Origin of the sequence: Nocardia sp. NPDC019219, assembly GCF_040632645.1 — a bacterium.
Lineage (GTDB): Bacteria > Actinomycetota > Actinomycetes > Mycobacteriales > Mycobacteriaceae > Nocardia > Nocardia sputorum.
The window spans coordinates 197333-210273 of record NZ_JBEYCG010000011.1 but is presented as its reverse complement, the minus strand read 5'-3'; the positions used below and the strand labels follow the sequence as shown (position 1 = coordinate 210273).

The window sequence follows — 12941 nt, the reverse complement described above, 5'->3', positions numbered from 1 at the left end:
GGCATCGGAGATGGATGACGCGACCCCCGTCGGGCAGCGCGACGGGTGGTCCATCCCGCGCGGATTGATCGTGCTGATGGCCGCCGCCGGGGCGGTGGTGTCGATCGCCGGGATCAAGGTGTTCGCGGGCATAGTCGGTCCGGTCTTCCTCGCTCTCATGCTCACCGTCGCGGTGCAACCGATCCACGCCTGGGCGCGGCGGCGCGGACTGCCGGCCTGGGTGGGCATGGCGCTGGCGTTGGCGGCGGTCTACGCCATCGTGGTGGGGCTGCTGGGCGTGCTGGTGGTGTCGGTCGCGCAACTGGCCACGGAATTGCCCGGTTACGCCGAGGAATTCGATGATCTGCTCGGCGGGGTGCGCGCATCGCTCGCCGACGCCGGTGTGGGCGGCGACCAGATCCGCGACCTGCTCAGCGGCGTCGACCTACGCCGGCTGACCACGGTGCTGCAATCCGCCCTCACCGGACTGGCCGGCGTGCTGTCCGACCTCGTCTTCGTCATCGTGCTGCTGCTGTTCATGGCCTTCGACGCCACATCGATGGGACGGCGGGTCGAGATCGTCACCGAAGTGCGCCCCGATATCGCGTTCGCGTTCGAGACCTTCGCCTCGGGAACTCGCCGCTACCTGATCGTGTCCACGGTGTTCGGATTCATCGTCGCGGTATTCGACGGGCTTGCGCTGTGGTGGCTGGGTGTCCCGCTGCCACTGCTGTGGGCGGTGCTGTCGTTCATCACCAACTTCATCCCCAACATCGGTTTCGTCGTCGGTCTGGTTCCGCCCGCGCTGCTGGCGCTGCTCGAAGGCGGTCCGACGCTGGTGATCTGGGTGATCGTGGTGTACAGCGTGATCAACTTCGTCATCCAGTCGTTGATCCAGCCCAAGTACGTCGGGGACGCGGTCGGCCTCAGCGTGACCGTGACCTTCTTGGCGCTGGTCTTCTGGACCTGGGTGCTGGGCGCACTCGGCGCACTGCTCGCCATCCCGCTCACCCTGCTGCTCAAAGCGGTACTGCTCGACATCGACCCCGCCACCCGCTGGGTCAGCGCCTTGATCAGCAGCGCACCGGCGAATCCGGGCGACGATACCCATCGTGAACGAGCTGACGCCGACGGAAGGACTGGACGATGAATACCTACCAGCGGCTGGATCCGAGCGGCCGGGGCGAGGCGGTGGCGATGCTCGATTCGGGCGACACCGCGGCTGCCTAGTTCGTCGGCGTAGCAGCAGCCGCGGCCATTGACCCTCGGGATCGGCAGATGGTGATCAGGCTCACGATTACCTCGCGGTGCCCGGGCGAGGGCCTGTTGAACAGTGGTTTCCGGCCCGAGGACGGGAGGATCGACCGGAAAAGAAGGTGATTTGTGTCGGTGCCGACCGGAATACTGACCCGCGCCCGATGAGTTCGTGCCATCGACGCCGTCTCTACAGCTGTGGCGCCGGGACGCGATCCGGTGACTCGGCAACGGGCCACATGTTCCTGTCAACGTCCCTTTGCTCCGGAGGTATCCGATGTCCGTCGACTCATCCGCTCCCGCCTCGGGAGGGCGGACACCGACCGTCATCCGGGTGCTGGTGCTCGCCACTTTCGTGGTGATCTTGAACGAGACCATCATGATCAACGCGATTCCGCGGTTGATGGAGGATCTCGCGATCACCGACCGGGCCGCGCAATGGGTGTCGACGGCGTTCATGCTGACGATGGCGGCGGTCATCCCGACCACCGGCTGGTTCCTGCAGCGCGTGTCGACCCGGCAGGCGTATGCCGCGGCGATGGCCGTCTTCCTGGCGGGGACCGCGCTGTCGGCGGTCGCGCCGTCGTTCGCGGTGCTGCTGCTCGGCCGGATCGTCCAGGCATTCGGCACCGCGGTGATGATGCCGCTGCTGATGACCACACTGATGACGGTGGTGGCCGAGCACGACCGTGGCCGGGTGATGGGCAATGTCACCCTGGCGATCTCGGTGGCGCCCGCGATGGGGCCGGTGATCTCCGGAGCTGTGCTGCAAATCGGCTCCTGGCGCTGGCTTTTCGTGCTGGTGCTGCCGATCGCCGGTGTGATCGCCTGGCTGGGGCTGCGCCAGCTGGAGAACGTGGGTGAACCGCAAGCGGGACAGATCGACACGGCCAGCGTGGCACTGGCCGCGCTCGGTTTCGGCGGACTGGTGTTCGGGCTCAGCCGCTTCGAGAGCGGCAACCTCGCCGGTCCGGCGCTGATCGTGGCCGGGGGCTCCGCGCTGATCGCCGGGTTCGTGTGGCGTCAGTTGCGCCTGCAGCGCACCGGCACTCCGCTGCTGGATCTGCGGGTCCTGCTGTCGGGCACCTACACCAAGGCGCTGATCCTGATGTCGGTGGCGTTCATGGCGATGCTCGGGTCGATGATCCTGCTGCCGCTGTACCTGCAGAATCTGCGTGGCCTGAGCCCCTTGGCCACCGGCTTGCTGGTGATGCCGGGCGGGCTGGCGATGGGCCTGCTCGGCCCGACCGTCGGTCGCCTGTTCGACCGGTTCGGTGGACGCTCGCTGGTGATTCCGGGGTCGATCGGCATCGCCGCGTCGCTGGCCGGGTTCACTCAGATCTCGATGACCATGCCGTACTGGCAGCTGCTGGGCCTGCACATCCTGCTGATGGTGTCGCTGGCGGCGGCCTTCACCCCGGTGTTCACGCTCGGTCTCGGCGCGCTGCCGCAGCATCTGTACTCGCACGGCAGCTCCATGCTGGGCACCTTGCAGCAGGTCGCCGCGGCTTTCGGCACCGCCCTGGTGGTGACGGTGATGTCGGCCCGCGCCACCTCTCTCGCCGCTGAGGGCACCGGCCTCGTCACCGCGCATCTCGACGGGATGCGCCTGGCCTTCCTCGTCTCGGCGGCGCTGGCGTTGGTTGTGATCGTCATGGCGGTGCTCTTGCCGAGCCGGGCGGCGGCTCCGGAACAAGCGGTCGAGTCCGAGGCTGCGATGCCCCAATTGACCAAGCACTGAACAACTCTCACCACGGCGAAGCCCCTGTCCGCATCGACGGCCAGGGGCTTCGCCGTGTCCCGGCGGGTTGCCCGTTGCCATCTGGAGCGGCAACAGGCAACCCCTGTTCCCTGCGGAGTGCTCAGCCGATGCTGGAGCCGTAGTTCGTGGCCGAAGATCTCACAACGCCGGCGTTTGCGGCAACGAGGGAAGGAATACGCCGACCGATACCAAATCATCGATCCGCGGTTCAGCGTCAGCTCGACGCTGCGCACTCGCGGCTCTGGTTGGGGGCGAAACCTCGACTATGTGGGGGAAATAAACCAACCAGAATCTTCCACGGCCGGGTTGTCGGATGCGCGCGGTCGGGTATATGACCGAACGTTTGCTGTTCAAGTCCCGCGCAGCTCGGGCGAGTGCAGACTGTTCTTTGCAAAACCGTGGTGTTTCGGTCGAGGACAGATTTGTGACCGCGAGACATCCGGCACGGATGTACTCGAGGGGGGCGAACTGGTCGGTTCCATTCACGTCTTTCCCTCCCGCTGTACGTCCACGCAGCGCTGTGCGGATAAATCGTCCGCCAGGAGTGTCCGCCGGGACTGCCCCGCCGCGCTGAGCGCTATCGGCACCTGGTCTTCCGACAACTCGAAATATCGAAGGATTGCAAAGGATTAGTTCATGAGTATCGCGTTCGACCATAACGACCAGCTGCCCGCCGCGCTGGAGCGGGAGCGTCCGGCGCTGAGCAGCCGGGAGGTCGAAGTGCTCCTGGCATGGATCGCGTCGGACTCGAAGGTGGAAGTCGGGCGGCGTCTGTACATCTCGCTGGGGACCGTCAACACCCACCTGGCACGAATCAGGGACAAATACGCCGCGGTCGGCCGCCCGGCGCCGACGAAAGCCGCGCTGGTGGCCCGCGCATTGCAGGACGCGCTCATCGATATCGATGATCTCTGACCGCAGGGCGGGTGGGAATCACCGCAGCCGAATGGCTTGCCCGGACTGGTTCAGGAGACGGCGACTTTGCGGCGGAGGCCGAAGAGTGAGGGGCCGCCGTACAGGCACCACACGGCGATGACCGGGTCGCAGATCGCGCATCCCAGGGATGAGTCGTGCGCGAACGGGATGATGGGATTGCCTTTGAAGTGGTGCAACAGGTCCCATGCGGTGTGCAGGAGCCAGGCGATGCCGATGAAGGTCCAGGACTCCAGGCCACGATAGGCGCAGTAGGTGACGACGGCCGTGAATACGAATTCCCAGCCGCCTGCTCCACCGCCGCTGAGATATGCCGCCCCCGCACCGGCGACCATGACGGCATTGAAGCGGCGACGATGGGGCTCCGGGATCGCCGACATCACCACCGCGTACAGAACACCGATCAGCACCGGCGCGACATAATTCATGATCGGTTGAACTCCTTGCGGTCGGACCCCTTCTCGAACCGAATTTATCGATGCGAGCCAGCCCTTCCCAGAGGCATTTACGCCACATCGCACCGGAAATTTGCCATCGGGGCCGTAGTTGGCGCTGCCCTCGGTATCGGCTGCAGAGGCCGACGGCAGGTGGTCGGCGTCACAGGGCGATTGACGTCGCCGGAGTCGGGTATGCGGCGGATGTCAGCCGACTAGGAATTGGGAGGTATGTGATGCCGGAGCATCAGAGTGGACCCCGGGAAGCTGTCGAGGGTGTCGTCGAGGACATCAAGGGGAAGGCGAAGGAAGCCGCTGGCGTCGTCACCGGTGACGAGGACCTGAAGAAAGAGGGTCGCGCCCAGCAGGACAAGGCCGAATCCCAGCGGGACGCGGCACAGAAGGAAGCCGAAGCCGAAAAGGCCCGTGCTGAAGCGGATCTCGACGAGGCGCGCCAGAACGCGTACGAGAGCGGCAAGGACGTCTAGTCCTCGGCGCGAGATCCGATGCGGCGGTACAGCGGAACGATCCGCTCCCGGGCGGCGGTGAACTACCGCCGCCCGGGCCGCCCTCAGCAGTTGGTCGGTGCGGGCACACCGCGGAAGCGTGCGTCCAGCCAATCGATGGCGGACGGTATGCCGAGCAGCGCGGTGGACAAGTGGTCGGGGCTGAGGAGTTTCTCGTAGAGCACTCGTGCGCCCGCATCGCAGTACCGCCGGAGCGTGGCATCGATCGACTCCACCGGAATGAGGGCGTCGATCTCGGCGCGCCATTGGTAGACCGGAACGGCCGGGACGCCTTCGTAGTATTCCAGGCTGTTTTCCTCGAGCACGCCCCGTGCGCGCTTGTCGTCGGCCAGCGAGTTCGAGGCCGCGACGTCCACGATTCCCCGGCCCGCGCCGGCCAGCAGGATCTCGTTGGTGCAACTGTCGGCGATCCGGTTGCGGACCGACAACCCTTCCGAGTTCAGCTGTTCACTCACCGGCAGCCGCGCCGGGTATTCCCGCTCCAGCCCGAGAGCGGCGGCGAAGGCGAGACCGAAGGCCGCGTGCGGCGCATAGCCCAGGCCCTCGATCATTTTGACCAGATTCATCGGCACCCCGCCCGCGGCGACGCCGACGAGCGGCAGTTCCGGCGCGTAGGTCGGCGCGAGCGCGGCCGCCCATGCGCTCGCCATCCCTCCGCCGGAGTAGCCGAGCATGGCGATCGGGCTGTCCGCCAGGCCCAGTTCCGCGACCCGCCGGGCCGCGCGGAGTCCGTCCAGCGTGATCATGCCGCCGAGTTTCGCGGCCCCGTAGGCGCTGGTCGGCCCCAGGTGGTCGGGCAGCGCGACCGACCAGCCGCGCAGCAGCAGGGCGTTGAGCGCAGGCGCTTCGCGCACTGCGAGATTGGGGTCGCTGGTGTAGAGCACGCGGGAGACCGCGCACTGGGTGCCGAGGGCGTTGATGATGTGCTGGTAGGACAGCAGTGGCCCACCAGGGGCGGGATCGGGCGGGGTCAGCACGGTGGTGGTGGCCGCGATCGGCTCACCCGCGGAGTTGGTCGAACGGAACTTGATCATCTTCACCGTCGAGCCGGGGAACGTCGGCAGCGCCGGCATCGGCCGTACGGCGAGGACGTCGCCGGGTGCGGCGCGGTCCAGATCGGCCGGAGTGGCGTAGAACGGATCCGGATCCGGCGCGGGATAGATGGGCTGCGCCGCGGCTTGCGGTGTGATCACACAAAGCGCGGCCGCTGCGGTGGCGATGACCAATCGAAGCATGTCCTTCGTCGACTCCCATTCCTCACGACGTGCTGGTGCGTAAAGCTGGTGTGCTGAAGTCGAATGCATCCCGGATGCCGGTCGCAGGCGACCGATGCCCGGACCTGCACACTGTAGGGGACGATCTGAAAAAGCCGAGGTAGCCGCGCCGCTCGGGGACGGCCGGGCGCAGCGCTCACCGGTCGGTTACCGTGGCCCGGTGCTTCTGCTGGTCGTCGGCGTCGTCCTGCTCGGTGTGTTCGCGGTGCGATTCGGCAGGGACCGCAGGCGGCTCGGCCACGGGGTGTGGCTACTTCTCGGGACGGGGTTCGTCGGCGCGTGGGCGGTCGGCCGGATCGTCGAGGGCGATCTGTCGGTGCTGCTCACACCGCTGGTGGTACTGCTGTCGCCGTTGCTGGTGCTGGTGCTCGCCGGGTTGTCGATCGCCAACGGCGCGCAGCTGGTGCGCCGCGAGGGGTGGCATGTCCCGAATCTGCTGCCGCTGGGGCTCGGCATCGCGCTGCTGGTGCCGTATGTGGTGCTCGGCTTGGCTGTCTGCACTGAAAATCTGTGGTTCGTAGTCCTTTTGGCATCGCTGACGATGGCGATCAGTTACGTCGGCTTCTTGTTCACCGCGTTCCTGCTGTATTCGCTCTGCTACGGCCTGTTGCCCTACCGGCCAGGGATGGACGCGATCGTCGTGCACGGTGCCGGACTGGTCGACGGGGAGGTGCCGCCGCTGCTGGCCGCGCGCCTGGATCGGGCGATCGAGGTCTACCACGACGAGACGGCCGAGGGGCGCGCTCCGTTGCTGATCGCCAGTGGCGGTAAGGGATCCGACGAGGAGGTCTCCGAGGCGTCGGCGATGGCCGATTACCTCGTCCGCCGCGGTGTGCCGGAAAACCGTGTGGTGCTGGAAGACCGGTCGGGATCCACCGAGGAGAATCTGCTCTTCACCAAGCGCCTGCTCGGCGAGCGCGGCCCGGCCACGCGCATGGTGCTGGTGACGAGCAATTTCCACGCGCTGCGCACGGCGATCCTGGCGCGCCGCCTCCACCTCGACGCCGAGGTGACGGGCGCCAAGACCGCCTTCTACTACCTGCCGAGCGCGTTCCTGCGCGAATTCGCCGCGCTGCTGGTGGCCTACAAATGGACCAATATCGTGGTGGGCGTCGCGCTGGTGGCGCTGCCGCCGCTGGCTCTGCTGGCCACCCGCGGCTGAGTCAGCCGAAGCTCTTGTGCGGCACGCCCACGGTCAGACCGCCGTCGATGACGAACTCGGCTCCGGTGGTGTACGACGATTCGTCGCCGGCCAGGAAGGTCACCAGGGCGGAAACCTCGGCCGGGTCGGCGGCGCGACCGAGCGGGATCTGCAGGAAGTCCTCGGGGATGTTCTCCGTCATCGGGGTGCGGATCAGGCCGGGATGCACGGAATTCACCCGGATCTTGTACTGCGCCAGTTCCAGCGCGGTGGATTTGGTGAGTCCGCGCACGGCGAACTTGGTGGCCGTGTAGCCGTGCAGTCCCGGGCTGCCGCGCATGCCCTCGACGGAGGAGATGTTGATGATCGAGCCGCCGCCCGCCTCGATCATCGCGGGCGTGGCCGCCTGCATGCCGAGGAAGGTGCCGGTGAGATTGATATCGATGATCCGCTGCCATTCGGCCAGTTCGAACGCGACGAGCAGGTTGCCGTTCACGATGCCCGCGTTGTTCACCAGGACGTTCAGCGAGCCGAACCGCTGCACCGCCGCATCGACGGCTTTGCGCCAGTCCTCCGGCTCGCGCACGTCGAGGTGCACGTAGGCGGCGTTGTCGCCGAGCTCGGCGGCGACCGCGACGCCCTCGTCGTCGAGCACGTCGCCCAGCACCACGCGTGCGTCCTCGGCGACCAGGGCCCTGGCGTGTGCCGCGCCCATTCCGCGCGCTCCGCCGCTGATCAACGCCACCTTGCCGGTCAACCGCCCCATCCGGGTACCTCCGTCTCCAGAACTAGTCTGCAACACGTTACAGAAAATTGCCCGATGGGGCGCGTCTCGCGACAGTAACCCAGGTGGACGCTCGGAGGCGGTCGGTGTCCGGGTGTCCGGGTGTGTCGTCGCATGGGCTGCGCTGTTTCCCCGTAGGTTGTGCGGCGAACGGGATCACCGCACGGTGGGGCGCGTAGACGCGGGGCAGCCCTCGTGTGTCGCCGAGGAACCCGGCAGCCCGGGCGCGAAGGTGTGCCATGATCGTATAGAACACGTTCTAAAACGTCTTGCGGTGCGATCCAGGGAGGTGCCTCATGACGAACTCCGGCCGAAGCGTGACGCGGTTGGGTGGACGTTTCCGGGTGCCGGACATCGCCGAGGTGCCCGGTGGCCGTCTGGTCGATCTGGCGGGCCGGGGCCGCACCTACGTCGTCGACATCCCGGGGCCGAAGGACGCACCCACGCTGGTGCTCCTGCATGCCACCGCCTGCACCGCGTACCTCACCTGGTTCCCCTCGCTGGCGGCGCTGGCGCGGCGATACCGGGTGGTCCTGTTCGACCAGCGCTGGCACGGGCGCGGCATCCGCTCCGAGCGGTTCGCTCTGGAGGACTGCGCCGACGACGTGGCGGCCGTGCTCGACGCGCTGAGCATCGACCGCGCCATCTGCGCCGGGTTCTCCCTGGGCGGAATCGTGAGTCTGCTGGCCGGGCGCCGCCATCCGGATCGGGTGAGCGGGCTGGTGCTGTGCGCGACGCCCTACCGGTTCCGGGAGAAATGGCGCGAGCAAGCTTTCCATCGAACGTTCGGCGCCTTCGCCGCCGCGGTGGGGCCGTATTCCTATCGCCGTGCCGAGAAGCTGGCGGGCCGCCTGCCCGAGCTTCCGGTGGTCACCTGGGCGCCGGGGCGGCTGGATCGGTGGGCGTTCGGCGAGTTCCGCAGCACCAGCGGGTGGGCGCTCACCCAGATTCTGGCCGTGGTCGGGCGGTTCGACGCGACCGCGTGGCTGCCCAGCCTGACGATGCCGACCGCCGTGGTCGTCACCACGCGGGACCGGGCGATTCCGGTCTATCGGCAGGTGGAGATGGCGACCATGATCCCGGGGGCGAGTATGCACCGTGTGGCGGCCGGGCACGCGTGCTGCGTGCTCGAGGCCGACCGTTTCGTGCCGGTGTTGCTCGAAGCCTGCGAGGCCGTCGCCGCGCGGATCTGAATCGGCGCCCTGTCCGGCGACAGTGGCGGACAGGGAACCAGCGCTCAGCCCGATTTCCGTGCCGCGGACAACAATTCGGTGACCACACCGGGAACGGCGTCGGCGAGCGTCGCGATGTCGGGCACCAGTTCCTTGCAGGCGATGAAGCCGAAGTTCAGCTTGTCGTTGTTCGACAGCACGGTCACCGAAAGGCCCGCGCCGTGGAACACCGGCCCGAACGGGTACATCCCGTCCACCCGGATACCGAGGAAGTACAGCGGCATCGGCGGCCCGGGCACGTTGGAGACCACCAGGTTGTGCACCACCGGGTGCATCTCCGCCAGCTTGAGCGACGAGTACATCCGCGCCGCGAGCCGGAAGGCGTTCGGCGGCGCGTACTTCGACCAGTCCTGCAGGAAGTCCGCGCCGATCACTTCGTGCTCTTCCTTGGCCCCGCGATTGGCCTCGGCCACCTCGCGCAAGCGCTCCACCGGGTCGGCGATGTCGGTGCCGAGTCGCGCGAACAGCGCGGAGACCTTGTTGATGCCCGCGGTGTGCCGCGTCGACTCGTGCACCGAGACGGGCACGGACGCGATGAGCGAACGGTCCGGCAGTTCGTCGCGCCCCGCCAGATAGTCGCGCAGCGCACCGGCGACGACGGTCAGCACCACGTCGTTCACCTTGACGCCGAACGCGGAGCGGATCTCTTTGATGGCGTCGAGTTCGACCTGGGTGAACGCGACCGCGCGGTGCGGGGTGATGGCGAGATTGAAGGGCGTGCGGGGAGCGGAGAACGGGACGGCCATGCCCGTCTTGTTCTCGCGACGGCGCTGCGCGAAGCCGGCGACCACGCCGACGGTCTTCGGCAGCATGCCGACGATGCCGGCCCGGGCCGGGAACTTCACCACCGCTTCGGCCAGCAACTGCCAGTCGTTCGGTTTCGGCTCGGGGCGCCACTGCTGCTCGGGCACCTCTTTGGTGACGCCGGGCTCCGGATCGCACAGGTGCATCATGAGGTTGGCGCCGGTGATGCCGTCCACGGCGGCGTGGTGGTATTTGCAGATCACCGCGACCTTCCCGTCGTCGAGGCCCTCCACGACGGACATCTCCCACAGCGGGCGATCGCGATCCATCGGACGGCTGGCGATGTCCCCGAGGAGTTCGGCGAGCTCGCGACGCCCGGCCGGCGCCGCGATGGCGATCCGGCGCACGTGGTAGTCGAGGTCGAAGTCGGCGTCCTCCACCCAGACGGGATGGTCGAGATTCAACGGCACCTCGTACACCCGGCGGCGCATCTGCGGGATCAGCGGAATCCGCCGGGCCAGTTCGGCTTTGAATCCCTCGAACGAATAGTCACCCGGCGACGGGTCGAGGATCAGCAGCGCGCAGACGTGCAGATGCTGGGTCCCGGTTTCCAAATAGAGAAAGCTGGCATCCAATCCGGTCAATCGTTCCATAGCAAAAGCCTACTAGAACACGTTCTAATTTTGGGCCGGATGCGGCCGGTGTGACGACTGTCGCGAAGTCGTGTCACCGTACAGCGCCGTCGTGCATTTTTGTGTGTTACCCGAAGTTCTATATATGTGTATGATCCTTGCTACGGATATGTAGGAATCGCGCGACGGTTGCGGGCGCGTGCCGATCGAGGAGTATCGATGAAGCTACTTCGCAGGGCCGGGCGGCGGCCCGACACCGACCCGGGTGCCGTGGCGCTGCACGCCCGCAACGTGCGCTTCGACTGGTCGGACACGCCGCTGCGCTGGATGCCCGCCGAGCCCATCGCCTCGCACCTGATCAATTCGCTGAATCTGCTGCTGCCCGAAGGCGAACGCATGTTCTGCGCGGCGTACGCGGAGGCGCTGCCGTATGTACGGGACGAGAAGCTGCGCGAGGCGATGCTGGGATTCATCGGTCAGGAATCGATGCACGCCGAGACGCACGACAAGGTGCTGCACGACGTGCTCGCCGTGCACGGCATCGATCCCGGGCCCTACCTGCGTCAAGCCGAGTACCTGTTCCGCCGCACGCTCGGGCCGAGGGACGGCGCGGGCGTGGCCGAACGACAGGTGCTGGTCGAGCGGCTGGCTTTCATCGCCTGCCTGGAACACTTCTTCGCCTACCTGGGCGATTGGGTGCTCAACGCCGATCTGGAGCGGTTCGGCGCCGATCCCCGCATGGCGGACCTGTTCCGCTGGCACGGGGCGGAGGAAGTCGAGCACCGGCACGTCGCACACGATGTGGCCGTCTACTTCGGCGCGGGATATGTGCGGCGCGCCGGACTGATGCTGCTGGTGTTCCCGATCTTCCTGACCTTGGTGGTGCGCGGCACCAAATTCCTCGTCCACCAGGACCGGGACCTGCCCGACCTCGGCTATCCCCGGCTGCTCGCGAAAGTCTCCGGCGCGATGTGGCGCGGCGCGTTGCCGGGCGTTCCCTCCCTGTTGCGGAGTGCGCTGAGCACCTTCAAACCCGGCTACAACCCCGAGGCGGTGGGTTCCACCGCGCAGGCGGTGGCCTATCTGGCGAAATCCCCGGCGGCGCAGGCGCGGGCCTCGTGAAGTCGCCCGTTCCCGAGCGCTTGCCCGCGGATCTGTTCGGCAGGCGCGACGTCGACCGCACCGTGCGGGTGCTCGACGCGGTGGCCTCGGCGCGATTGCGCTGGACCACGCTGGTCAACCGGCGCGAGCCGCGTGCGCGGGTGGACGACCGGCGGCTGGCGCTCGTGGTCACCGACCGGCGGATCGAGGCGCACGACCAGGACGTCGTCAGCCTGCGGCTGGCCGGCCCCGACGGGCGCGCGCTGCCGCCTTGGCGCCCCGGCGCCCACCTCGACCTGGAACTGCCGTCCGGCCGCCTGCGGCAGTACTCGCTGTGTGGCGACCCGGCCGACGTGCGCGCCTACCGGGTGGCGGTGCGCCGGATCCCGGACGGCGGCGGCGGTTCCGTGGAGGTGCACGACGCGCTCCCGGTGGGGTCGCCGATCGTGGCGCGCGGCCCGCGCAACGCCTTCCCGTTCGCCGTGCCCGGTCACGGATCGCCTGCCGCGCGCCTGCATTTCGTCGCGGGCGGCATCGGCATCACGCCGATTCTGCCGATGGCCAGGCTGGCGCACCGACTCGGCATCGAATGGTCGATGGTGTACACCGGGCGCGGCCGGGACACGCTGCCGTTCCTCGCGGAGCTCACGGCGTTCGGCGACCGCGTCGCCGTGCGCACCGACGACGAGCACGGGCTCCCCGACGCGAGCGCCCTGCTGCCCGGCGTCGGGCCCGACACGGCGGTCTATTGCTGCGGTCCGGTGCCGATGATCACCGTGATCGCCGACGCCGTACGCGACATGCCGTACGTGGAACTGCATTCGGAGCGGTTCTCACCACCGCCGATCGTGAACGGCAAGCCGTTCGAGATCCAATTCGCCTCCACCGGGGAGGTCGTCGAGGTCGGTGCGGATCGCACTGCGCTCGACGCCGTCCTCGCCTCCCGGCCCGACCGTCCGTACTCGTGCAGGCAGGGTTTCTGCCGCACGTGCAAGGTCCGGGTGCTGGCCGGCGAACCCGACCACCGCGACAGCGTCCTCACCGATGCCGAACGCGAGGCGGGCGCGATGCTCGTCTGCGTCTCGCGCGCCGACGGCGGCCGCCTCGTGCTCGATCTGTGATCCGGCTTCCGAGCCGGTCGAGG

Annotated in this window: 12 protein-coding genes; 8 read left to right on the top strand and 4 right to left on the bottom strand. The window is 67.8% G+C overall.

Going from position 1 to position 12941, the window contains the following annotated elements; genetic code table 11:
- Positions 1-10 precede the first annotated feature (10 nt).
- The 3 genes from ABZ552_RS21470 (at position 11) to ABZ552_RS21460 (ending at position 3910) form a co-directional block, all read left to right on the top strand.
- Positions 11-1129 carry an AI-2E family transporter gene (locus ABZ552_RS21470; RefSeq protein WP_281919474.1) on the top strand — a complete coding sequence of 373 codons (1119 nt, stop codon included), beginning with the start codon at positions 11-13 and terminating at the stop codon, positions 1127-1129.
- A gap of 381 nt (positions 1130-1510) precedes the next feature.
- A complete protein-coding gene (locus ABZ552_RS21465) occupies positions 1511-2974 on the top strand; it encodes an MDR family MFS transporter (RefSeq protein WP_357439233.1) in 1464 nt (487 codons plus the stop codon).
- A gap of 657 nt (positions 2975-3631) precedes the next feature.
- Complete coding sequence (locus tag ABZ552_RS21460; protein WP_281874817.1) at positions 3632-3910, top strand: helix-turn-helix transcriptional regulator; 279 nt, start codon at positions 3632-3634, stop codon at positions 3908-3910.
- 50 nt (positions 3911-3960) lie between these two features.
- Here the strand turns inward: ABZ552_RS21460 and ABZ552_RS21455 are convergent, their stop codons facing one another.
- On the bottom strand, positions 3961-4356 hold the full coding sequence (locus ABZ552_RS21455) for a DUF6010 family protein (RefSeq protein ID WP_357439228.1): 396 nt from the start codon (positions 4354-4356) through the stop codon (positions 3961-3963).
- A gap of 242 nt (positions 4357-4598) precedes the next feature.
- On the opposite strand from ABZ552_RS21455, the gene ABZ552_RS21450 reads away from it, so the two are divergent.
- The gene (locus tag ABZ552_RS21450) at positions 4599-4850 is read left to right on the top strand and encodes a CsbD family protein (protein ID WP_195086934.1); all 252 of its coding nucleotides are present in this window, start codon (positions 4599-4601) and stop codon (positions 4848-4850) included.
- An 83-nt stretch (positions 4851-4933) separates the two neighbouring features.
- On the opposite strand, the gene ABZ552_RS21445 is transcribed toward ABZ552_RS21450, so the two are convergent.
- Positions 4934-6124: a lipase family protein gene (locus tag ABZ552_RS21445; protein ID WP_357439224.1), complete on the bottom strand. Its 1191-nt coding sequence runs from the start codon at positions 6122-6124 to the stop codon at positions 4934-4936.
- Positions 6125-6323: 199 nt separating this feature from the next.
- Between ABZ552_RS21445 and ABZ552_RS21440 the strand changes: the two genes are divergently transcribed.
- Positions 6324-7325, top strand: coding sequence for a YdcF family protein (locus ABZ552_RS21440; protein WP_357439221.1), 1002 nt, complete (start codon positions 6324-6326; stop codon positions 7323-7325).
- Between the two features lies 1 nt (position 7326).
- Here ABZ552_RS21440 and ABZ552_RS21435 read toward each other — a convergent pair whose 3' ends face one another.
- The gene (locus tag ABZ552_RS21435) at positions 7327-8070 is read right to left on the bottom strand and encodes a glucose 1-dehydrogenase (RefSeq protein WP_281874813.1); all 744 of its coding nucleotides are present in this window, start codon (positions 8068-8070) and stop codon (positions 7327-7329) included.
- 314 nt (positions 8071-8384) lie between these two features.
- Here ABZ552_RS21435 and ABZ552_RS21430 point away from each other — a divergent pair, with 314 nt between their 5' ends.
- On the top strand, positions 8385-9281 hold the full coding sequence (locus ABZ552_RS21430) for an alpha/beta hydrolase (RefSeq protein WP_281916951.1): 897 nt from the start codon (positions 8385-8387) through the stop codon (positions 9279-9281).
- Between the two features lie 44 nt (positions 9282-9325).
- Here ABZ552_RS21430 and ABZ552_RS21425 read toward each other — a convergent pair whose 3' ends face one another.
- Positions 9326-10717: a wax ester/triacylglycerol synthase family O-acyltransferase gene (locus tag ABZ552_RS21425; protein ID WP_281874811.1), complete on the bottom strand. Its 1392-nt coding sequence runs from the start codon at positions 10715-10717 to the stop codon at positions 9326-9328.
- Between the two features lie 198 nt (positions 10718-10915).
- Between ABZ552_RS21425 and ABZ552_RS21420 the strand changes: the two genes are divergently transcribed.
- Complete coding sequence (locus ABZ552_RS21420) at positions 10916-11818, top strand: metal-dependent hydrolase (protein ID WP_281874809.1); 903 nt, start codon at positions 10916-10918, stop codon at positions 11816-11818.
- 80 nt (positions 11819-11898) lie between these two features.
- Entirely contained in the window at positions 11899-12918 is a 1020-nt protein-coding gene (locus ABZ552_RS21415; RefSeq protein ID WP_357439293.1) for a PDR/VanB family oxidoreductase, read from the top strand.
- Positions 12919-12941 lie beyond the last annotated feature (23 nt).